Annotated in this window: 25 protein-coding genes; 3 read left to right on the top strand and 22 right to left on the bottom strand. The window is 64.6% G+C overall.

Annotation, left to right across the window (positions count from 1 at the left end; translation table 11 throughout):
• Positions 1 to 118 precede the first annotated feature (118 nt).
• The 3 genes from ACPJXG_RS07380 to ACPJXG_RS07370 are packed head-to-tail and all read left to right on the top strand — an operon-like array spanning position 119 to position 1,763.
• Complete coding sequence (locus ACPJXG_RS07380) at positions 119 to 535, top strand: hypothetical protein (protein WP_051958932.1); 417 nt, start codon at positions 119 to 121, stop codon at positions 533 to 535.
• A gap of 27 nt (positions 536 to 562) precedes the next feature.
• A complete protein-coding gene (locus tag ACPJXG_RS07375) occupies positions 563 to 973 on the top strand; it encodes a hypothetical protein (RefSeq protein WP_425253823.1) in 411 nt (136 codons plus the stop codon).
• A 4-nt stretch (positions 974 to 977) separates the two neighbouring features.
• On the top strand, positions 978 to 1,763 hold the full coding sequence (locus tag ACPJXG_RS07370) for a DUF2145 domain-containing protein (RefSeq protein WP_099403683.1): 786 nt from the start codon (positions 978 to 980) through the stop codon (positions 1,761 to 1,763).
• On the opposite strand, the gene ACPJXG_RS07365 is transcribed toward ACPJXG_RS07370, so the two are convergent.
• The 22 genes from ACPJXG_RS07365 to ACPJXG_RS07260 all read right to left on the bottom strand — a co-directional run bounded on the left by ACPJXG_RS07365 (position 1,760) and on the right by ACPJXG_RS07260 (position 20,846).
• Complete coding sequence (locus ACPJXG_RS07365; protein WP_425253822.1) at positions 1,760 to 2,383, bottom strand: 4'-phosphopantetheinyl transferase family protein; 624 nt, start codon at positions 2,381 to 2,383, stop codon at positions 1,760 to 1,762. The two genes, ACPJXG_RS07370 and ACPJXG_RS07365, sit on opposite strands and share 4 nt — an antisense overlap.
• A 132-nt stretch (positions 2,384 to 2,515) precedes the next feature.
• On the bottom strand, positions 2,516 to 3,112 hold the full coding sequence (locus ACPJXG_RS07360) for a hypothetical protein (protein ID WP_425253821.1): 597 nt from the start codon (positions 3,110 to 3,112) through the stop codon (positions 2,516 to 2,518).
• A gap of 108 nt (positions 3,113 to 3,220) precedes the next feature.
• Positions 3,221 to 3,670: an excinuclease ATPase subunit gene (locus ACPJXG_RS07355; protein WP_425253820.1), complete on the bottom strand. Its 450-nt coding sequence runs from the start codon at positions 3,668 to 3,670 to the stop codon at positions 3,221 to 3,223.
• A 73-nt stretch (positions 3,671 to 3,743) separates the two neighbouring features.
• Positions 3,744 to 4,976, bottom strand: a complete 1,233-nt coding sequence (locus tag ACPJXG_RS07350) for a beta-ketoacyl-ACP synthase (protein ID WP_425253819.1) — start codon at positions 4,974 to 4,976, stop codon at positions 3,744 to 3,746.
• Entirely contained in the window at positions 4,973 to 5,698 is a 726-nt protein-coding gene (gene fabG / locus ACPJXG_RS07345; protein ID WP_425253818.1) for a 3-oxoacyl-ACP reductase FabG, read from the bottom strand. Before fabG ends, ACPJXG_RS07350 begins: the two co-directional genes overlap by 4 nt.
• Complete coding sequence (locus ACPJXG_RS07340; RefSeq protein WP_035820954.1) at positions 5,691 to 6,164, bottom strand: hotdog family protein; 474 nt, start codon at positions 6,162 to 6,164, stop codon at positions 5,691 to 5,693. The genes fabG and ACPJXG_RS07340 overlap by 8 nt, the downstream gene beginning before the upstream one ends.
• Positions 6,161 to 7,351: a beta-ketoacyl-ACP synthase gene (locus ACPJXG_RS07335; protein WP_425253817.1), complete on the bottom strand. Its 1,191-nt coding sequence runs from the start codon at positions 7,349 to 7,351 to the stop codon at positions 6,161 to 6,163. Before ACPJXG_RS07335 ends, ACPJXG_RS07340 begins: the two co-directional genes overlap by 4 nt.
• On the bottom strand, positions 7,352 to 7,906 hold the full coding sequence (locus ACPJXG_RS07330) for a DUF3261 domain-containing protein (RefSeq protein WP_402719032.1): 555 nt from the start codon (positions 7,904 to 7,906) through the stop codon (positions 7,352 to 7,354).
• Positions 7,906 to 10,290 (bottom strand): MMPL family transporter, encoded by a 2,385-nt coding sequence (locus ACPJXG_RS07325; protein ID WP_425254723.1) that lies wholly within the window; start codon positions 10,288 to 10,290, stop codon positions 7,906 to 7,908. The genes ACPJXG_RS07330 and ACPJXG_RS07325 overlap by 1 nt, the downstream gene beginning before the upstream one ends.
• Positions 10,291 to 10,295: 5 nt before the next feature.
• Positions 10,296 to 10,907 (bottom strand): LolA family protein, encoded by a 612-nt coding sequence (locus ACPJXG_RS07320; protein WP_425253816.1) that lies wholly within the window; start codon positions 10,905 to 10,907, stop codon positions 10,296 to 10,298.
• Complete coding sequence (locus ACPJXG_RS07315; protein ID WP_035820961.1) at positions 10,904 to 11,359, bottom strand: acyl-CoA thioesterase; 456 nt, start codon at positions 11,357 to 11,359, stop codon at positions 10,904 to 10,906. The genes ACPJXG_RS07320 and ACPJXG_RS07315 overlap by 4 nt, the downstream gene beginning before the upstream one ends.
• Positions 11,352 to 12,920, bottom strand: a complete 1,569-nt coding sequence (locus ACPJXG_RS07310; protein WP_425253815.1) for an HAL/PAL/TAL family ammonia-lyase — start codon at positions 12,918 to 12,920, stop codon at positions 11,352 to 11,354. Before ACPJXG_RS07310 ends, ACPJXG_RS07315 begins: the two co-directional genes overlap by 8 nt.
• On the bottom strand, positions 12,907 to 13,878 hold the full coding sequence (locus tag ACPJXG_RS07305) for an acyltransferase (RefSeq protein ID WP_425253814.1): 972 nt from the start codon (positions 13,876 to 13,878) through the stop codon (positions 12,907 to 12,909). Before ACPJXG_RS07305 ends, ACPJXG_RS07310 begins: the two co-directional genes overlap by 14 nt.
• Positions 13,875 to 14,630, bottom strand: coding sequence for a glycosyltransferase family 2 protein (locus ACPJXG_RS07300; protein ID WP_278316648.1), 756 nt, complete (start codon positions 14,628 to 14,630; stop codon positions 13,875 to 13,877). The genes ACPJXG_RS07305 and ACPJXG_RS07300 overlap by 4 nt, the downstream gene beginning before the upstream one ends.
• Positions 14,623 to 15,711, bottom strand: coding sequence for a class I SAM-dependent methyltransferase (locus ACPJXG_RS07295; RefSeq protein WP_035820965.1), 1,089 nt, complete (start codon positions 15,709 to 15,711; stop codon positions 14,623 to 14,625). Before ACPJXG_RS07295 ends, ACPJXG_RS07300 begins: the two co-directional genes overlap by 8 nt.
• Positions 15,705 to 17,537, bottom strand: a complete 1,833-nt coding sequence (locus ACPJXG_RS07290) for an AMP-binding protein (RefSeq protein WP_425253813.1) — start codon at positions 17,535 to 17,537, stop codon at positions 15,705 to 15,707. The genes ACPJXG_RS07295 and ACPJXG_RS07290 overlap by 7 nt, the downstream gene beginning before the upstream one ends.
• The gene (locus ACPJXG_RS07285) at positions 17,530 to 18,075 is read right to left on the bottom strand and encodes a hypothetical protein (RefSeq protein ID WP_425253812.1); all 546 of its coding nucleotides are present in this window, start codon (positions 18,073 to 18,075) and stop codon (positions 17,530 to 17,532) included. Before ACPJXG_RS07285 ends, ACPJXG_RS07290 begins: the two co-directional genes overlap by 8 nt.
• A gap of 3 nt (positions 18,076 to 18,078) precedes the next feature.
• Complete coding sequence (locus ACPJXG_RS07280; RefSeq protein WP_374106831.1) at positions 18,079 to 18,345, bottom strand: acyl carrier protein; 267 nt, start codon at positions 18,343 to 18,345, stop codon at positions 18,079 to 18,081.
• A gap of 20 nt (positions 18,346 to 18,365) precedes the next feature.
• Positions 18,366 to 18,620 carry a phosphopantetheine-binding protein gene (locus ACPJXG_RS07275; RefSeq protein ID WP_034750401.1) on the bottom strand — a complete coding sequence of 85 codons (255 nt, stop codon included), beginning with the start codon at positions 18,618 to 18,620 and terminating at the stop codon, positions 18,366 to 18,368.
• A complete protein-coding gene (locus tag ACPJXG_RS07270; protein ID WP_425253811.1) occupies positions 18,613 to 19,404 on the bottom strand; it encodes a lysophospholipid acyltransferase family protein in 792 nt (263 codons plus the stop codon). The genes ACPJXG_RS07275 and ACPJXG_RS07270 overlap by 8 nt, the downstream gene beginning before the upstream one ends.
• Entirely contained in the window at positions 19,397 to 20,158 is a 762-nt protein-coding gene (locus ACPJXG_RS07265) for a beta-ketoacyl synthase chain length factor (RefSeq protein ID WP_425253810.1), read from the bottom strand. The genes ACPJXG_RS07270 and ACPJXG_RS07265 overlap by 8 nt, the downstream gene beginning before the upstream one ends.
• Before the next feature lie 529 nt (positions 20,159 to 20,687).
• Positions 20,688 to 20,846 carry an AbrB family transcriptional regulator gene (locus ACPJXG_RS07260; protein ID WP_081922538.1) on the bottom strand — a complete coding sequence of 53 codons (159 nt, stop codon included), beginning with the start codon at positions 20,844 to 20,846 and terminating at the stop codon, positions 20,688 to 20,690.
• Between the last annotated feature and the right edge of the window lie 145 nt (positions 20,847 to 20,991).

Below are 20,991 nucleotides of genomic sequence, written 5' to 3'. Positions count from 1 at the left end.
TATCAAAAAGTAATACCATGAGTATGACTGACCACTACGAGTAGCGTTTTGATTGACCGAAATGCTGCCGTCGACAATCATGCCTCTGCCAATCAGGCATATCAAGAAGGAGACATCCATGAAACGCTTGCTACCCATCTGCTTGTCCTTGTCGCTGCTGGCCGCTTCCATGGCGGGTTCGGCCCATGCGGCCGTCTCGGAAAACCTGTCGAAAGGATCGCAAAACCTGAGCCAGGGTTCCGCTATCGTGGTGGCCGGTTCCATGTCGATGCTGGTCGCCTCCGGACAGATCATCGTTGCCAGCGTGGAGACGGTAGGCGAAGGCATCGTCATCGTGCTCAAGGGCGCGTCCGAGGCCGGTGGCGCGTCGATACAGATGAGCACACAAGCGGCCAAGGGCCTGTCACTGGCCGCCGGCACGGTGGTCAGCGTGGTGGCGATGTCCACTGGCCACATGCTGGTGCTGTCCGGCAAGGCCATCGCCTTCATCCCGAATGAACTGGGCAAGGCACTGCTGCATCATTCCCAAGTGTAAGCCCCCATCAAGAAGAACAGGACATCCATGAAACACTTACTCGCCATGACCTTGCTGTGCGCCGTCAGCCTGACATCGCAGGCCGCCAATTCCGATGCCAGCAGGGCCTCCGACAACGCCAGCACAGCGTCGGCCATCGTGCTGATCGGCTCCATGTCCGTGCTGGCCGCCGCCGGTGAAATCGTCATCGACACGGTGGAAGACGTGGCCGACGGCAGCGTCGTCGTGCTCAAAAGCACAGCCAGGGGCGCCTCGAAAGCGGCCACGGTATCGGTCAAGCTGGGCAAGCAAGCCGCGCAGGGCCTGTCGCTGGCAGCCGGCACGGTGGTTCAGGTGGTGGCCGTCTCGACGGGGCACATGCTGGTGCTGTCGGGCAAGGCCATCGCCTATGTGCCGAATGCGGCAGGCAATGCCATCCTCCACCATTCGAAAGCGTGAACCCATGAAACGCCTGACTGCCATTCTCATCAGCCTGGCCCTGGCCGGCACCGCCCATGCGGGACGCTCGTGCGAGGAAAAACCCACCGACGCCACCACGCTCGTCAAGTCGATGGACCTGGCGCAAAAAACCTTGCAGGCGCTCGATGGCTCAGGCGCGCAAGTGGCCCTGGTGGCGCGCGTCGGCCAGGACCTGTCGAAGTACAATTTGCGTTATTCGCACGTGGCCCTGGCCTGGCGCGACCACCCGAAAGGGCGCTGGCTGGTGGTGCATGAACTCAACGAATGCGGCACGGCGCAATCGTCGCTGTTCAATGAAGGCTTGGGAAATTTCTTCATGGATGATGTGTTCATGTATGAATCCCTGATCCTGATTCCCGGCCAGGATACGCAGCAGCAACTGGCGCGCCTGCTGACGTCGAGCACGCCCAAGCGTATGCATGAGCCGCACTACAATATGCTGGCCTACCCGTTTTCCACCAAATACCAGAACTCCAACCAGTGGGTGCTGGAAATCCTGGCTGCTGCCGGCAACGAGCCTGGCAAGATCGAAACGCGCGCCGAAGCGCAAGCCTGGCTGCGCAGCGCCAGCTACGCGCCGCAAACGCTGAGCATACCCGCCGCCACGCGCCTGGGCGCGCGCATGTTCCGCGCGAATATCGCTTTTGACGATCACCCGTTCGAGCGCCGCATGACGCGCCAGATCGACGTCGTCAGCGTCGATTCCATCGTGCGCTTCATGCGCCAGCGCGAACCGAAGGTGCAGGAAATCGTGGTGCGGGGGAATTAGTCTGGCGCCAGGCCAGACAATAGCAAGACGGGCGCGCGTGTCAGCGGCGCGGCGCTGCACAACACGATGGACAGCTCGGCATGCGCCAAGGTCACGCAAGCGCCCGCGTCCATGCCCAGCTTGTAGCGCGCCTCCGCCTCGCTCCAGCGCTGGTAAAACGCCTGGCGGCGCTCCTCCTGTGGCAGCTTTTCCAGATCCGCCGCCACGGCCGCGCCAAACGCCTGACGCGCCAGCGCCAGCACGTCTCGGCCAGAATCGCGCAGCTCAATATCGAGCCCCAGCCGCGTGGTTCCGCTCAATGCGCAAGCGACCCAGTGGCCGCTGTGCGAAATACTGAAATAGGGACCGCCAGCGGGCGCCAGCAGCCGCGGCGCCTGACCTGGTCTTTCTTCCAGCGCGATGGACTCAGGCGCCACTTCCAGCATTTCCCCCATGCTTGCACGCAGCAGCGCGCGTCCCAGCAGGAACTGGCGCCGGCGCAGCGGCCGCACAAAGCCTGCGTACCGGGCCGCTTCCGCCGGACCCAGCCACGTTTCATACTGACGGAGCTGCGCAACAGCGATTGTGCGAATATCGAGCAGGCAGATGCTGGCGCCGTTACTGGGCAAGGCTGGTGGCATGACAAGGTCTGGATAGGCAAAGGCGCAGTCTGCCACAATTAGCAACATGCAAGCGACAAAAAAAATGGCGGCGCGGTTGCCCGTCGCTGCCATTCTTAGCAGACCTGCAGGCGCTTGTGCGCCATATCCGTCTTAGTTCGTCATCGGCGCTTCAATCGCCTTATTATCGGCGCCAGTCGGGCCGCCTTCGGCACGTACATAGTTGGCCTTGATATACGCGCTGGTCAAGTTGGCAATCCGCGTGAGCATCAGGTTGTCGTGCACGCCGAACGTGAATCCGGCCGCCATGGCATCCGCGCGCTGGAAGAACTCCGGCGTCGCAACCAGCGCACCCTTGTTATCGCGAATCATGACGCGCATGCGCACGCCCGAGCTGCCGGCCAATGGGCCCAGGAATACGCGCTTGGCGCCGCTCTTGAACTGGATTTCTTCGACGATAGGCTCGATGATCAACACGCGGCCATTGGCCGGGGCGGCATTCCAGCTGGTCAACGATTCGGCCAGGTCCTTGCGGATATTCTCGTCGATTTTCGCCATGGCGGCCTGGTTGCCCTTGTAGCCCTCGGCAAAGACTGTTGACTTGACTTCAATGCGGCCAAACGACGAGAAAGCCTCGCTCGGCGGCGGATTGGCCGTCGACGATGCCTTGATGCGCGTGGCGCAGCCTTGCAACATGGTCAATGCCAGCAACGCGCTGGCCAGGACGACAGTTTTCGATACTTTTTGCATATTCTCTTTCTACTTTTTTATTGGAGTGGCTCCCGGACGCGATCACTACATCTGATTGCGCCGGTTACCGACGGGGTGGACTTCCCTGTTGCTTCCTGCTACTGCTACTTACTTGCCTACATTCAACTTCACGAACTCGCCCTTCAAGGCCACGCCCGTCATCATCGTGCCTTCATGGCACTCGAATTGCGTGGCGCTGGAATTTTCGATGTTCTTGTAATTGCTGACGATATTGACGACGGCATCGGCGCCCACCGACTGCGCGCGCTTTTGCAGCGCCAGCATGGCCGACAGGAAAGCCCAGTTACACGAGGTTTCTGCGGACTTGCCGACGCCATTGGTTTTCTGACTGGTCTTGTCGCTGCTGATGCGCGTGGCAATCGGGGGTGTTGCCTGGTCACCAAAATAGAATTTGACGGTATCGCCAAGGCGGGCCTGGGCATCGTTGGCAGACATCGCATTGGCGATCGGCATCATGTGTTTGGTATCGCCCGCCTGTGCCGGCAAGACAACCGTCAGCGCCGCGCTCAGCGCCGCCAGGATCATCATTTTTTTCATGCTGCTTTCCTCGATAAGTTAAAGATAGTAAAAAAGGAACCACACTTGCCACTTGCGCCAGCACAAGCTGGCTTCACGGCCGGTAACGCTTGAAGATCAGCGACGTATTGATGCCGCCAAAGGCAAAGTTGTTCGACATGACGTACTCGGTTTCAATCGCCCTGCCTTCGCCGGCGATGTAGTCGAGCGGCGCGCACTGCGGGTCGACCTGCTGCAAGTTGATGGTGGGGGCGAACCAGCCCTCGCGCATCATCTCGATGCTGATCCACGCTTCCAGCGCGCCGCAGGCACCCAGGGTGTGGCCCATGTAGCTTTTCAGCGAACTGATAGGCGTGCGGTCGCCAAACACCTCGAACGTGGCTTGCGATTCAGCGATGTCGCCCTGCTGCGTACCGGTGCCATGCGCATTGATGTAGCCGATATCGGATGGCTGCAGTCCCGCGTCGGCCAGCGCCAGCAGCATCGCCTGGCGCATGGTGGCGGCGTTCGGCTGGGTCACGTGGCAGCCGTCGCTGTTGGTGCCGAAGCCCACCAGCTCGGCGTGGATGGCGGCGCCGCGCGCCTGCGCATGCTCGAATTCTTCGAGGATCAGGCAACCGGCGCCTTCGCCGATCACCAGGCCATCGCGGCTGGCGTCGAACGGGCGCGGCGTCGTGTCGCCTGCGTCGTTGCGCGTACTGGTGGCGAACAGGGTGTCGAAGACGGCCGCCTCGGTGGCGCACAGTTCTTCGGCGCCGCCGGCGATCATCGCCAGCTGCTTGCCGCCGGCGATCGCCTCGTAGGCGTAGCCGATGCCCTGGCTGCCCGAGGTGCAGGCGCTCGAGGTGGTAATCACCCGGCCCGTGACACCGAAAAACACGCCGATATTCACGGGCGCCGTGTGCGCCATCATCTTGATGTAGGTGGTGGCGTTGATGCCCTTGGTGGTGCGCTCTTCCATCATGCGGCCAAAGTCGCCGATGGCGCTGGGCGTGCCCGCCGACGAACCGAAGGAAATGCCCATCTGTCCGCTTTTCACCACGGGGTGCCCGGACAGGCCAGCATGTTCGAGCGCCAGTTCGCTGGCGCGCGTGGCCATCAGCGCGATGCGCCCCATGCTGCGCACGGCCTTGCGGTTGTAGCGGTCCGTCAGCGCGAACGGCGCGGCCGGCGCGCCCAGCTGCGTATTCAAGCCTTCGTAATCGGCCCATTCCCCCATGCGCACGATGGCATTGCGGTACTCGCCCAGGCGCTGGCGGATGGCTGGCCAGTCATTGCCGATCGGGCTGATGCCGGCCATGCCGGTGACGACTACCCGACGGCTCATGCCATGCCCCCATTTACGGAAATGACCTGGCGCGTGATGTAGCCCGCTTCCTCGCCGACGAGGAAACTCACGGCGGCGGCCACTTCTTCCGGCGTGCCGACGCGGCGCGCGGGGATCATCTTCAGCGCTTCGTCGAGCGGCACCTCGCTGATCATGTCCGTCTCGATCAGGCCCGGCGCCACGCAATTGACCGTGATGGCGCGCTTGGCCAGTTCCAGCGCCAGCGCCTTGGTCGCGCCGATGATGCCGGCCTTGGCGGCGCTGTAATTGACTTGCCCGCGGTTGCCGATCAGGCCAGAAACGGACGCCATGGTGACGATGCGCCCCGGCTTGCGGCGCTGTACCATCGGCATCACCAGCGGGTTAAGCACATTGTAGAAACCATCGAGGTTGGTTTGCAGGACGATGTCCCAGTCCTCGCCCGACATGGCGGGAAACGCATTGTCGCGCGCCACGCCGGCGTTGCACACAACGCCGTAATAGCAACCATGTTCGGCGATGTCCGCTTCCAGCGCGGCAGCTGCCGCGGCACGGTCGCCGATATCGAATTGCAGCACGCGCGCCGCGCGCCCAAGCGCCCGCACCTGCTGCGCCACCGCGTCGGCTTCGCCGCGCGCGCTGCGGCAATGCAGCACCACGTCAAAACCGTCGCGCGCCAGCCGCAAGGCGATGGCCTTGCCGATGCCGCGCGACGAGCCCGTCACCAATATACTTTTACTCATGCTGCGCTCCATTCATACTCTCCTGCAGAAATTGCTTTGCATCCTCGGGCTGAAATACCGTGATCGTCGCCTGCGCCAGCACGGCGCCCGCCATCTCGATACGGCACTCGAACGCGCCCAGTCCATTCTCGCCCTGCAAGGCCTGCTGCACATGCACCTGCAGCACGCTGCCATCCACAAACAGGGGCAGCTGCGCTTCGTAGCGCCGCGCCCCCAGCAAAAAACCGATCTTCACGGGCGCGCCGGCCAGCCGCGCCAGGTAGCCCGCGTGCGCGGCGATCGCCTGCGCCATGTATTCGATGCCGACCCAGCTGCCCACACCGGCCGACGTCGCGTCATACAACACGCTGCCGGCATGGATGGTGACTTCGGCGCACAGGTTTTCCGCATCGGCCGACAACACCCGGTCGAGCAGCACCATGGCGCCGGAATGGGGCACCAGCTCGCGGATAGGAGGAAAACTCATGCTCCCCTCCCGAACAGCAGAGCGGCGTTCGAGCCACCGAAGGCAAACGAGTTGCTCAGCGCCCAGTCGAGCGGACGCCCCAGGCGCGCACCGGGCAAAGCCAGGCGCAGCGGCGGCAGGGATTCATCCCGCACGCCATCCCACAGGTGCGGCGGCAGCAGGCCCTCGGCGTTATCGTCCTGCATCGCCAGCCAGCACAGGGCGGCCTCGATGGCGGCCGCCGCGCCCAGCGCATGGCCCGTCAGCGGCTTGGTGGAACTGACCATCGCCGTGGCGCCGAACAGGTCGGACACCACGCGCGCTTCCATCGCATCGTTCTGCGGCGTGGCCGTACCGTGCAAATTCACGTAGTCGACTTGCGCCGCCGTGATGCCCGCGCGCGCCAGGGCCTGGCCAATAGCCAGACGCGCGCCGCCGCCTGCGGGATCGGGCGCCGACATATGGTGGCCATCGGACGATTCGCCCCAGCCGCGCAAGGCCACTGCGGCCGGCTGCGCCGTCATCAGGAACAGGGCCGCGCCCTCGCCGATATTGATGCCGTCGCGGCCCGCGCCCAGCGGATTGCAGCGCCGTTCGCTGACGGATGCCAGCGCGGAAAAACCGGCCACGGTAAAGCCGCACAGGGTATCGACGCCGCCCGTCAGAACGGCGTCGCACAAGCCCATGCGGATCAGGCGCGCCGCGCTGACCATCGCCTTGGCGCTCGATGAACAGGCGCTCGAATGCACGAGCGCCGGGCCGTCGATGCCCAGTTCCTCGGCCAGCATCAGGGCCGGCGACGCCATCTCCTGCTGCCCATAATGAAAGGCGTCCGGCAAGCCGTCGCCCGCCACATGCTGTCCGATCGCGCCTTCCGTCTCGGCGATGCCCGACGTGCTGGTGCCGAGCACCACGGCCACGCGGTCCGCGCCGTAGCAGGCGATGGCCTGTTCCACGGCCGGGCGGATCTGCGCCAGCGCCGCCAGCGCCATCCGGTTGTTGCGGCTGCGCGCGGCGATGCCGTGCTGCGCCACCGATGGCAGGGCCGCATCGACCACGCCCAAGGGCAGCATGCGCCCCGGCGTGTAGGTATCTACGGGCAGCACGCCGCTGTGCGCGGCAAACAGGCGCGCGCGCACCTCGTCGCGGCTGGCACCCAGCGCGCAGACGATGCCGCAGTCATTCAAATACACGGTCAAGCCAGTCATTCAGCTTCCTTCCGGGGCGTTCTGTATCGTCAGGCGATAGCGGTAGCGCAGGTTGTCGAGCACCACCGTGCCGCTCCAGCGCGGCATGGCGCTGTAGTCGATCACCGTCACCGCCTCGTCATGCAGGAACAGGGTGCGGCGCAAGCCGCTGTCCTCGATGCGCCAGCCGGCGGGCAAGGCTTGCGCGATGGCTTCGCGCGGCCACAGGGTCAGCTGCATGTCTTCCAGCACGTCTTCCGCGCGCACCTGTGCCGGCAGCATCAGGTGGCGCCACGACGTCATCTCCTTGCCGTCGTAATGCAGCGACAGCACGCGCTGGCCGAACGCCAGTCCCACCAGATCCAGGTGCGACGGTTCCACTTCCAGCGCCGCATCGAGTTCGTCGATGCGCCCTGCCCGTTCGACGACCAGGTGCTGCTGCACGCTGACCGTGGCGCCCAGCGCGGCCGGCGCCAGTTTCAGGCCCAGGCGCGCCGGTGCCGAAGGAGGCGTGCTGGCGCAGCCGGCCAGTGCCAGCAGCAGTGCCGGCGCCCATCGTTGACAACGCAAAAACATCAGATTTCTCCTGCGGCATCGGCCGCGCTACGAGGATCGGCTGTGGCAAAGCACGGCGACAGCAGCCATACCAGCGCCGTGCCGATCAGCATGGTCAGGCCGAATGCCTGCAAGGCGGCCGTCTTGCTCAGGGCCAGCAAGCCGAAAGACAGAATGGTGTTGGCCGCCGACAAGCCCACGGCCAGCCACGGCGTATTGTTGCGGCGATCCGGATGCTCCTGCATGAAGATGCCGTAATCGACGCCCACGCCCAGCAACAGCATCAGCGCCAGCACGTGGAACAGCTGCAGCGGCAGGTTCAAATAACCGAGCAAGGCCAGGGCCGCCACGCTGGCCAGCGCCGTCGGCGCCAGCACGCGCCAGGTGCGGCGCCGGTAACGGGGCAGCAGCAAGCCGAACACCACCAGATAGGCACCCAGCACCACGGCGCCCATGTAGACGCGGTAGCGGCCCAGCACCGAAGAAATTTCACTGACTTTGTCGACCCACTGCACCCCAGACATGCCCTCGCCCGCCTTCGCCAGCAGGGGAATGGCCGCATACTGCATGCCGCGCAAGGCGACGATGGAGGCATAGCCGCCTTCGACCTTGCCCAGCCACAGATGGCGCCACGGCTCGCTGGCCGGCACCTTCAGGAAGGCATCGATCGACAGCGGCGCACCGGCTTGCGCCAACTGCGCGCGTACCTTGCCGGCCCACTTGGGACCTTCATCGACGGACTGCGCCAGCAAGTCGAGCGCTGCGCCCGGCCGCAGGATGGCCGTGTCGAGCAAGGCCCGGCGCGCCGCCTGCGTCCGCAGCGATGGCACCCAGTTCGACATGGCCTGGACGCCGCTGATGTGCTTTTGCGCGATCAGCGGCAGGAGCCGCTGTTTCAACGCTTCCTCGCGCTGCAGTACCACTTCCGCGCTGCCGCCGCGCACCAGGTAGAACTGCACCGGCGTGGGTCCGTCCAGCAGCTTGCTCAATTTGATCTGGTCGCGTATCAGGTGCGCGGGCGGCGTTTGCAGCAGGCGGATATCGTCGTTGACGCCCAGGCGGCTGATGCCGAAGACGGCAAACACGGCGAACAGCACGCCGCCAGCCAGGGTGGCGCGGTTGGCCCGCAACAGCGGCCAGCGCGCGCGCGCCGCGCCATAGCGCGCGACCAGGACGCCGCTTTTCAGGGTGCCGCCGCCTATCAGCGCGGGGAACCAGAACACCACCGTCAGCCAGGCAAACACCAGCCCCAGGGCAGAAAACACGGCCATGTGGCGCAGGCCGGGGAATGGCGTCAGCGCCAGGCCCATGTAGCCGATGACGGCCGCCAGCAGGGTCAGGCACAGGCCCGGCAGCAAACGGCGCAGCAAGGCGCGCGAATCGAGCGCCGGATCGGCGCCCAGGCGGTTGCATAGAAAGTAAATGCCGTAATCCTGCGCCACGCCGATCAGACTGGCGCCAAACACCAGGGTCATCAGGTGGACTTTACCGAACAGCAGCCAGCACACGGACAGGGAACCCAGGCAGCCGATGCCGATCGACAGCAGGATCAGCGCAATCGGCTTGACCGAGCGGAAGGTCAGCCACGTCAGCAGGATGATGCCGGCCAAAGAGCCCAGGCCGATGGTCGACATCTCGCCCGCCGCCTGGCTGCTGGCGGCAGCCGCATGCAGGATCACGCCGGCGCTGATGATGTCCGCGCCGGCCACGGCTTGCCGCGCCGCCGCCTCGGCTTGTGCCAGCACGGGCAGCGCGCTTTCCTGCGCGCCCAGCGAAAAGGCGGGCAGGCGCAAGGTCAGCGGCAGCAGCACATACTGGCGTTCGCCGTCAGCGACGAACAAATGGCCGTCGCGCGGCCGCACGGGGGTTTCCTGCGCGCGTTCCTGCACCCAGCCGCTGAACAGGCCGAAAGGATCATCCTGCCAGGCGCCCAGCTTCGGCCCGCCGAAAGGACTGTAGAGCTGACTCAACGCCGAATCGCGCCAGAATGCGGGCGTTTCCTGGCGCAGCTGCGTTTCCTGCGGCGCCGTCAGCAGGGTCAATCGGTGCTGCTGGAACAGGGCCAGCCAGTCGTTCTGCGTCTGCTCGTCGAGCGGCGTGGACTGGAACAGGCCCGCGTGGCGCGCCAGCACGGCGCCGTAGGCGTCAGCCGCGCGCTTCGCATCGCTCCATTCGGCCGCGCCGACCAGCACCGCCACGCGCTGCTGCGCCGCGTCGACCATGTGCGTAAACGATGCCTGCAGCACAGGGTCGCGCTCCTGCACCGGCAGCAAGGCAAGAATGTCGGTTTCGGGCGCGATGCGCTTGCCCAGCCACAGATAGGCGTTATGCGCGAGCAGCAGCGCCACCACCAGCGCCCAGGCGATGGCCAGCAGGCGCCCGGCGTTGCGGCCACGCTTCGTCAATGCGTTCAAAACAGGGCCGCCTCTTGCGCCGTGATGGCGGACGGTCCCGTTTCTATCGCTGAAAACACGATGCTCGTGCGGTCGCCGCTCGCTTCGCTGATGCTGATGTTTTTCACGAAGGCGCCGCCATCGAGGCGGATGCTGCCGATGGCCTTGGCCAGCGCCGGCTGGCGCGCCTTCAGTGCCACCTGCCAGGAGCCGCCATCGATGCTGCCGTCCACTTCAAACAGCGTATCGAGTTGCGCCAGGTCGCCGGCCAGCAGCGAAAACAGCACGCTGTTGATCATCTTGACCACGGGCTCCGTCTTCGCATCCAGGCGCATGGCCACGCGCTCGCCCTGGAAATGCACGATCTCGTCACGCGTCAGGCGCAGGGTATTCGGAAACGGCTGCAAGGTGCGCCACAAGACGCCTTTACCGGCCACCACGCAAAAGCGGCCATTCGACGCCAGTGCCTTCTTCATGCCGGCCAGCTGCTTGCTCTGGTCGAAGCGGCCGCATAGCTGCTGCGGCTTGGCCAGCATGGCCTCGATCTTTGCCACGGGCGCGGCCGCGTGCAGCGGCACCATCGCCATCAGGCACAGGCCTGCCAGCAGAACTTTGAATTGTCTTTTCATACGGCCTTCAATCCCAATTTTTCAAACAGTATCGGCGGCGAGGCAAAGCACATCTCGCCGCTGGCGATATCGACGGCCACCTGCGTCGTGCTGGCGCGGTTCAGGCGCTTGCCCGTCACGCTGTCGCTGACCAGGTACTCGATCTTCAAGCGGTCTTCCCACTCCACCAGGTCGGCGCGCAAGGTCAGGCGCTGGCCGAAGGTGGCTGGCGCCACATAGCGCAAGTGCATGTCGATCACGGGCCAGGCATAGCCGGAGGCTTTCATGTCGACGTAGTTGTAGCCGATGCTGTCGAGCAGCGCGCAGCGCACCACTTCCAGGTATTTCACGTAGCGGCCATGCCAGACGATCTCCATCGGGTCCAGGTCGAAGAACTGCACCTGCATCTCCACCTCGGCGTGCCAGCGGCTGGGCGTGGCCTTCTTGCCGCGCACTTTATGCGTCTCAGTCATGCCCGGCTCCGTACAACGGCCACGCCTGGGCGCGCATACGTTCGAGCAGCACGCGCAGTTCCGGATCGAGGCGGCGGTCTTCCTCGACGGGCGCGATATCGGCGGCCAGCGCCTCCAGCATCGCCGCCAGCGCCGCTTGCGGCGGCACGTCGGGATTGACCTTGCAGCGCAGCCAGACGCCCTGGCGCACGGTAATCAGCAAGGCCGCGGCCACCTGCTCGCACAGTTCCAGCACGCGCAGGCAGTCGCGCGCGGCGATGGTGCCCATGCTGACCTTGTCCTGGTTGTGGCATTCCGTCGAGCGTGAAAACACGGACGCCGGCATGGTCAGCTTCAGTGCTTCGGCCGTCCAGGCGGAGGCGCTGATCTGCAGCGCCTTCAGGCCGTGGTTGATGGCCGCGCGCGGCCCTGTGGCGCCAGACAGGTTGGCCGGCAAGCCCTGGTTGTAGCGGCTGTCGACCAGCAAAGCCATCTGGCGGTCCAGCAAGTCGGCCAGGTTGGCCACCGTATTTTTCATGCTGTCCATGGCGAAGGCGATATGGCCGCCGTAGAAATGGCCGCCATGCAGCACGCGCTCGCCTTCGGCGTCGATGATCGGGTTGTCGTTGGCGCTATTGAGTTCATTCTCGATCGACGAACGCAGCCACGGCAAGGCGTCGGCCAGCACGCCGATCACGTGCGGCGCACAGCGGATCGAGTAGCGGTCCTGCAGCCGTTTGCCATTACGCTCCCAGGAATCGGTGGGCAAATCGGCGCGCAGCCAGGCCGCCACCTGCTGCATGCCGGGATGCGGCTTGACGGAGAACAGGGTTTCATCGAAATGGTGCGCGTTGCCGTCGAGCGCAAACGAGGCCATGGCCGTGATGCGTGTCGTCAGGCGCGTCAGGTATTCGGCGCGCTCATACGCGAGACAGGCCAGCGCCGTCATGACGGCCGTACCGTTCATGATCGCCAGGCCTTCCTTAGGACGCAGGCGCAGCGGCGTGATGCCCGCTTCGCGCAGCGCCTGTTCGGCCGCCACCTGTACCCCGTCGCGCCACACTTCGCGTTCGCCGCACAATACGGCCGCCAGATACGACAGCGGCGTCAGGTCGCCGCTGGCGCCGACCGAGCCTTCGGACGGGATCAGCGGCAGCAGGCCCGCATCGAGCAGGCGCGCGATCTGCGCCAGCAGTTCCACGCTGACGCCGGAGTACCCCTTGGAGAGCGACGCCAGGCGCGTGGCCATGATGGCGCGCGTCTGCGCCGGCGTGAAGAATTCGCCCAGGCCGCAGCCGTGATAGGTGTACAGGTGGTGCGGCAGTTCGGCCACCAGTTCCGGCGGCACGGTCACCGTGCACGAATCGCCGTAACCAGTGGTCACGCCATAGATCGTGCCATCCTCGCGCAGCAGGCGGTCGAGAAAGTCGGCGCCGCGCGCGATCGCCGCCAGAAAGACGGGGTCGCTGGACAGTTCGGCGCTGGCCCGGCCATGCGCGATATCGGTAATGTCTTCGATGCGCAACCGCTCGCGGTCGAAGCGGACGGCGCGCCGGGTGTTTTTCAGGTCAGCGAGTTGCATCGGGAGTATCCAGTCTTGAAGTATCGGGGAGTTGCCAAAAATCGTAGAAATTGAACCATTCGAGCGGCGCGCGCAGGCAGTGGTATTGCAGGCGCACCGCATAGGCGGCCGCCAGTTCGGCCAGCATCGCCTCGCGTGCCTTGCGCGGCAGGTGCAGCGACTCGCGGAACAGTTCGAAATGCACTTCCGAGCGTTGGCCGATGCGCATGGAAAACAGCAGATACACCGGGCATTGCAGCACGCTGGCCAGCACATACGGGCCGATCGGAAAGGCGGCCGGCTGGCCCAGGAACGGCGCCACCGCCACGCGCGGCTGCGGCGAGACGGGAACGCGGTCGCCGGCGATCACCACGAACTCGCCTTGCGCCACCTTTTCCGCCAGCAGCATGGCCGTGGCAGGCGTGATTTCCGTCACCTGCATCAGATTGAGCTGGCTGTCCGGATTGAGGCGCTCGAGCATGCGGTTGAACGCCTGCGCATGGCGCGTGTGCACGAGCACCGTCAGTTTCAGGCGCGCATTGCGCTGCGAGAGCACGCGGCACAAATCCAGGTTGCCCAGGTGGGCGCAGATCAGCAAGGCGCCGCGCCCCTCGTCCAGGCAGCGGTTGACGCCATCGTCGCCATCGACGCCGTGCAGGCTCACGCTGCGCGTGTCGTACAAGCCGCCCCATAGCAGCATCTTGTCGAGGATGGTTTCGGCAAACGTGGCGAAGTGCCGCAGCACGCTCAGGTTTGCCGGGCCGCCGCAGGCCGCGACGCGGCGCAAGTAGCTGCGCGACACGCGGCGCGCACGCGGTTTGGTCAGCACGTACCACGCCAGCACCGGGTACAGCACGATGCGAAAAGGCCAGCGGCCGAAGACGCGGCAGATCCAGAACAGCAGGCGCATGCCGGCCACGAAGCTGACTTCATTGAAGCCGGACCAGTGTCCGCGCGACGGCTGCGGTGCCGCCGTCATCGCGCGCGCCAGTGGCGGGCCAGCAGGCGCGGTGCGCGCCACAGCATGCCGAAAAACAGACGCGCGTGCATGCGCGAAATGAGCACGTTGTCGCGCCACAGCTCAAAATGCGAGACGCCGTCGCTGGGGTAACCGACGCGCGTGGGCAGATTCGCCATCGACAAACCATCCCAGTACAGGCGCACCAGCACATCGGTGTCGAAATTCATGCGCTGTCCCAGCTGGCACTTCTCTGCCAACGCCATGAAAGACGCCAGCGGATAGACGCGAAAGCCGCACATGGAGTCGCGAATCTGCAGCGACAGGGTATTGATCCATACCCAGACGTGCGTCGCATAGCGGCCGTAGTAGCGCGCCCTGGGTACCGAAGCGTCGTACACGGGGTAGCCAACCACCACGGCCGCCGGCGTGGCTTGCGCCTGCGCCAGGAAGCGCGGCACATCGTCCGTTTCATGCTGGCCGTCGGCATCGATCTGCAGCGCATGGCTGTAGCCGTGCGCATGCGCGTGGCGGCAGCCCGTCAGCACCGCCCCACCCTTGCCCTGGTTGTGCGCATGGCGCAGCAGGGTCACGCGCGAAGGATGCGCGGCGGCCAGCGCATCCAGGGTGCGCGCGCCGGCGTCAAAGCTGCCGTCGTCGACAAGGATCAGCGGCACGCCATGCGGCAGCAGGCGCTGCACCACAGCGCCGATCGCGTGTTCATGATTGAACACGGGAATCACGATGCACGGTTGAAAACGCACTTCAGTCACTGTGCGCTCCGGCGCGGCCAAAGCGCAGCAGCGAATGGCAATAGCCAATACCGTCGCGCGTGGTCAACAACTCCAGGCCGGCAGCTTGCGCCAGGCGGATGTAATCGGTGCTCTGGTAAATCTTGCTGTTACCGCTGGCCATGGCCGTGAAGTATGGCGAAGTGTTAATCAGGCAGTAGGCGGCGATATCGTACTGCTGGCGATCCCAGAAGGTATCCATGATCAGCACCTGCCCGTTCGGCCCCAGCGCCAGCGCCACGCGGCGCAGGATGCTGGCGATGGCAGGCTCGCTGAAACAGCTGAGAAATTGGCTCATCCATATCAGGTCCATGCCGGCCGGGAGGGGCGCCGCGTCGTCGAGCAGGTCGCAGGCGTGCAAATGCGCCCGCTCGCGCACGCCGGCATCGGTGAGAGTCTGGTCGGCCACCGCCAACTGGCGCTCCAGGTCGACCAGGTGCAGTTCCACGCCCGCATGGTAGGCCAGCGCCGCACTGGCGAACTTGCCCGTATTGGCGCCGATGTCCATGATGCGGCGCGGCGCCGTGGCAAAGACGTCCGGGAATATCTCGGGGAACGAGGTATCCGAATAATGGTGGTCAAAGGCGAACCAGCTGCCCTTGGCCGGCTCCGACAGGGCAGACAGGCCCTGGTACAGGGTAGGCCATTCGCCCAGCGCGGCCAGTCCCAGCGGCTGCTCGGCGTCGAGCGAACGGTCCAGGTCGAACAAGCCCTGGTAGCAAACGTCATGCATGAAGTCGAGGTTGACCTGGGTGATGCTGTCGGTCAGCATGCAAAAACCGACTTTATCGAGCACATACGCGCCGTCACGCAGCGAGACGACGCCGGCCGACAGGCACGATTCGAGCGCCACCTTCAGCGCATATTCCGTCCAGCGGCCGCTGGCGGCCATCTCGGCCACGCTCAAGCCGCTGTGGCCTGTGTCGGCCAATGCCTGCAGCATGCCGCGCTTCCAGGCATAGCGCACGCATTGAAAGACGACGGGACCGAAAGCGATTTTTTGCGCCTCGAAACGGGCGGCAAAGGCGGTCTGGCGTTCGGGTGAGAATTTTTTATCTAACATGCGCTCGCTGCTGGAGTGGGTGTATCGGTGCCGCCATCGGGAACGGCAGCGGCATTCGGGTGAAACAGGATGCGGCCGCTGGCATGCTGGCCGGCGTCCGACAGATAACGAAATTGCAGGCTGGCCTTGAGCGCGTCGTATTCCAGCGCCAGCCGCACCGGCCGGTCCGGCAGCACCGGCTGCTGGAATTTCAGCGCATGCATGGCGCGGAACCGCGCGGGCAGGTCCAGGTGCTGGCGCGCGAAGTGCAGCGCCCACTCCACTTGCACCACGCCGGGCAGCAAGGGCGCGCCCGTGAAATGGCCGTCAAAATAGAACAGATTCGCCGGCACGCGCAGCTGGAACAGCAACCGTGGCGTTTCGCCGTCGGCCGAGCGCTCGATCAGCCGCGCATGCGGCAAGCGGGGTTTCTCGAGCAATGCCAGCAACAGCGCCTGCGTCGTCTTGCCCTGCGCATTGATGGGCAATTGTTCCAGGTAGCGCCAGCGGCGCGGCATGGCAATGGCGTCGACCTGCCCGCCCAGCGCCGTTTGTAGCCGGCGGTTCAGGGCCAGCTTGCCTTCGGCATCGAGCAGCGCCCGGCCAGCGGCGCTGCAGACGACAAAGGCGGCCACCTTCTGACGCTCGCCGGCCGGCGCATCGCACAGCAGCACGCGCGCGTCCAGCACCAGCGGCGTGGCCAGCAATGCCGCTTCGATGGCATTGAGGGAAATGCGTTTTTCTTCGATCTTCACGATGCGGTCGCTGCGTCCCAGCAGCTGGAAGCGTCCTGGCGCCGTTTCGCGCGCGCGGTCGGCCAAACATAGCCAGCCATCGTCGGCCAGGTGCGCCGAACGCACTTCCAGCGCGCCGTCAGCCATCAGGCGCCAGTCGACGCCGGGAAAACCCTGCCAGCTCTCGTCGTCAGGGCGCTCCGGCATGCGCTGGCGCCAGGCTACGCCGCCGGTCTCCGAGCTGCCAAAGATTTCGCGCGGCACGCGGCCCAGCAAATGTCCCGCAGCCAGCGCGCTGTCCAGGGCCAGCGGCCCGCCCGAAGAAAACACGGCCCGCAACTGCGCGCGGGCGCCGGACCAGTCGATGTGTTCCGGCAGGCGTTTCAGGTGCGCGGGGCTGGCGGCCAGCACGCACGGACCGCGCGCCAGCAAGGCAGCCAGCTGTTCCGGGTAGTCCAAGCTGTGCGCATGCACGGCACGCCCGGCCGCCAGCGGCCACAGGACCTTGAACAGCAAGCCGTAGATATGCTGGTGCGAGACGGTGGCGACGACGGCCGCACCATCGGCGTGTACACCAAACAGCTGCTCCAGCGTGGCCACCTCGCTGGCCAGCTGCGAGAGCTTTTTCGGGATAGCTTGCGCCGCGCCCGTACTGCCCGAGGTGTACACCACCAGCGCCGGGAAATCGTCGGCGAGTTGCGTCCACGCACGCTCGGCCAGGCTGTCTGATGGCGGCGGCAGCGGCGCATGCGCTGCCGGGAACTGCCCCAGGAAACCATCGACGGACGTAGCCAGCGAAGCGCAGCTGGCCGGCAGCGTATCGGCCGGCAGCCAGACGGTCTTGCCCGCTTGCCAGGCGCCCAGCAAGGCGGCGCCAAACTCGATGCTGTCGTCCAGGTACAGGGCGAAATGGCGGCCTGCCTGGCCTTCCAGCAAGCCGGCCCAGGCGGACATGCGCGCCGCAAAGTGCGCGTAATCGAGCACCGCGCCATCGCGCCAGCCCACGGGCATGGCCGGCGGGCGGCCATGCATGAACAGCGCAAGGCGCGCCAGCGGGGAAATCGGCGGATGTGCGTCAGGCAGAGTAGCTTGTGGCAGGGAAGATTCAGGCATGGTGCAAACGCTTAAAACGCAGACGGACGAGATACTCGCCGCCAAATAACAGGGCCATCAGGACATAGGCGATGACGCCCGTGTACAGTGACCAGACGGCTTCGCTGGCCCACAGTGCCGTACCCAGCGCGATAGTGCCATTGACGATAAAAAAAACGCACCAGACTTGCGTCACGCGGCGCGTATAGCGCACGGCGGCGGGCGGAAAATCCTTCTCGCGCAAGCGCGCCAGGCGTTCCACCACCGACGGTGGCGCCCACAAGCTGTAGCCGAAGGTGGCCAGCAAGACGACGTTGACCAGTACCGGATACAGTTTCAGCGGCAGCAGCAGGTTGCTCCACAGGGAGATGGCGGCCAGCAGCAGCGCGGCGGCCACCGACCAGCGCGCGGCGCGCTGCAGCTTCAGCGCGGGCAGGCGGCAGGCGGCGGCCAGCAACAGCAACAGCGCCAGCCAGCGCGGCTCGACCTGGCCGTGACCGAACCAGATCGCCAACGGATACAGTACGGTCAGCAGCAACGCGACGGCATTGAGCAGCACGCGTTATGCCGCCTGTTCCGACACCGACATCGCGCGCAGCGCCTCGACCACATCGTCGATCGTGCGGATGGTCTTGAACACTTCCGGCTGCAGGCGCTTGCCCGTCAGCTGCTTCAGCTTGACCGCCAGGTCGACCGCGTCGATGCTGTCGATATCGAGTTCGGCATACAGATTCGACTGCGGCGTCAGCGCCGCCGGGTCGAGCTCAAACATTTCGGCCAGCAGCTGCACCACCCATGCGTACAATTCATCGCGGCTCATTGCGCTCATATCTACCATTTTGCTGCTCCTTACTTCTTTCTGTGAGTGTCAACCATGGCCGCCAGCGCCCGTACCGAGGCAAAGTGGCGGCGCGTATCGGCCGAATCGGCCGACAGGGAAATGCCGTATTTTTTTTGCAGGGCGACGCCCAGTTCCAGCGCATCGATCGAATCGAGTCCCAGGCCCTCGACAAACAGGGGCGCATCCGTATCGATATCGGCAGCGCTCACGTCTTCCAGTTGCAGCGCCTCGATGATCAGTTCCTTCACTTCTTGTTCAAGCATGTTGTTCCTGTTTCCCGCTAAAGTAATGTTGCAAATGAGTGGTCAAGGTACGCGCCGCCATCACGTCGCTGGCCCCACCGCCGGTAAACTCGCCGATCGCCAGATCGTCCTGCACGGCGATCTCGAAATGCGCACGGCGGGCCGGCACGCGCCACCATGCTTCGCCCTTGCCCAGAGTCCTGGGCAGGCAACGGATCAGCACGGGCGTCACGTCGCGGCGGCCGCGCACGGCGATATTCGCCGCGCCCCGCTTCAGCACGACCTCGCCACTGCATGGCGTGCGCGTGCCTTCCGGGAAAATGATCAGGTTATTGCCGCGCTCCAGCGATGCCAGGCAGGCGTCCACCAGTTCGGCGCCGCCCGTGTTATTGATATAGCCTGCCGCGCGCACGGGACCGCCCGTAAACGGGTTATTCCACAAATCGGACTTGACGATGCAATCGGCCTGCTTGACATACGCCATCAGGAAAATCGTGTCGATCAGGGTCGGATGATTGGCCAGGATCAGCAAGCCGCCGCGTTCCAGCTTGTCGAGACCGTGCAAGTCGTAGCGCAGTACACCGAGAAAACGCATCAGTCCGATGTACAAGCGAAAACTCCAGCGGATGATGGTGCGCGCGCAGGCAATGCGCGTCTCGCGCCGCCACACCAGCATCTGCAGCACGGGAAACACCAGCACGCGCAGCAGCAAGCCACCGAGGCCGAAGGCGGCAAAACTGAGCGCGGTCGCGATGGTACGCCAGCCTATCGATAGGCCGGTACGGACAGCCTTCAGCCTATGCATGACGGCTCCAGCACCATGCCTGGCGGTTGGCCGCATGCTCGAACGTGCGAGCCTCGCCGAGCATGAATCGCAATACGGCCAGGCTGCCCGGCATGGCGCCGTCGGCCACCGCCAACGCGTCATCACTGCCGCGGACGCGCCACATCAGGCTGAAAGCGGTGCCAGGGGTAGCCTCGGCCTGCAGCAGCCAGGCAAACGCATGCGACTGCTCATGGCAGTCTTCAAAAGCTTCGAATGGCACCGGCAAGGGACACTCCGCCAGCACCAGCAATACCTGTGCCGCGCCATCGGCCAGCAAGCCGCACGCCTCGATCACCGCGGCTTCGAGGCTGGCCGCACCGGCAGCGATGGCCAGCTGATTCGCCGTATCGGCGCGGGCGATGGAAAACAGGCCTGCGCTGGCATTGTGCACGGCCATGCCAAATGCCGTCGGCGACAGGGGTTCGCCCTGGGCCAGCGCCGACAACAGTTCGACGGCGCGCGCCACCTCGCCATGGCGGGAACAAAAGACAAGCGGAATATCACGCTGTTCGCCGAGGCAGGCGTACGCCACTTCGAGCGCCATCTTGCCCAGCTGACCGGCGCGGCGGCGCAGCATCGGCGTCATCGCACGCACGCCCGGCTCGCCAGCAGCAGCAATCGGTGCGACGGGCAAGATGCTTTGCGCCCACGCGCGCCATTGCTGCGGCGTTTCCAGGCCTGGCGCCCATGCGGCATGTCTGACAATTGAAAAACGGACACCGTCGGTGCGCATATGCATATCCCTGAGCTCAAAAAAGGCGAACTCACGTCAAAACTGCGCAAAAAGCCTCGCCGGCGTTCTTTTCAAATTATAAACGAAGGAAGTAAAAATAACTAAAATAAATGGCCGTGGAGCAACTTTTTAAATGCAAATACAAAATCCATCTTTTAAAGTTTGACCTCACTTTAGTTACTATTTGCAACACTCACATCGATTATTTTCAATGGGAGAATAAGCATTCTCCGGCAAACCGCCGGCATTCTCGGAACGGGTGTTTTTTTATCCATGATCAAAACAAGGTGCGCATACCACAAAGTGGAGCGTTGTTTTTAGATAACACACTCAACATGGCGCAATGGCGCGGAAAATACGGTCGCCGGGCATGACTGGCCAGTGCGCCGCCAGGATGAAATGCCCTGGAAAAACGGGCAGCCACATATTACCCACGCATGGCTTAAAGCGGGTACGCGGCAAGGACGATACAGAGCGTTTGCTTTATGCCAGTTCCAGCCGGCCGATTCAACTCTGGCGGCTTTGCATATCAGCATGAAAAAACATGAAACGCCGTGACGATGGGCGCGCCCATATGCAGGGTCTTGGCTGTCAGCGACATATTGGCGACGCCATCGGACGAGGTGGCCAGGATGGCCTTGCAGGGATGGATGCCCTGCCAGTGCGACAAGGCCAACCCGAAGGGCAGCGACCAGCAGCATCAAGAAGCTGCACCGAGCCGCGCCGGCCATGTAGCGGGGAGCAGTATGCAGGAAGGCGAGGCCAAAGCATGTATCCAGGGCCAGGGCGATGACGATGAACAGGGAGTCCGTGCGATCATCAATCCGGGCAGG

It is taken from the genome of Janthinobacterium sp. NFX145, from assembly GCF_049810325.1.
In the GTDB taxonomy this organism is placed as follows: Bacteria; Pseudomonadota; Gammaproteobacteria; order Burkholderiales; family Burkholderiaceae_D; genus Janthinobacterium; species Janthinobacterium rivuli.
This window is presented reverse-complemented; position numbering and strand designations above follow the sequence as displayed.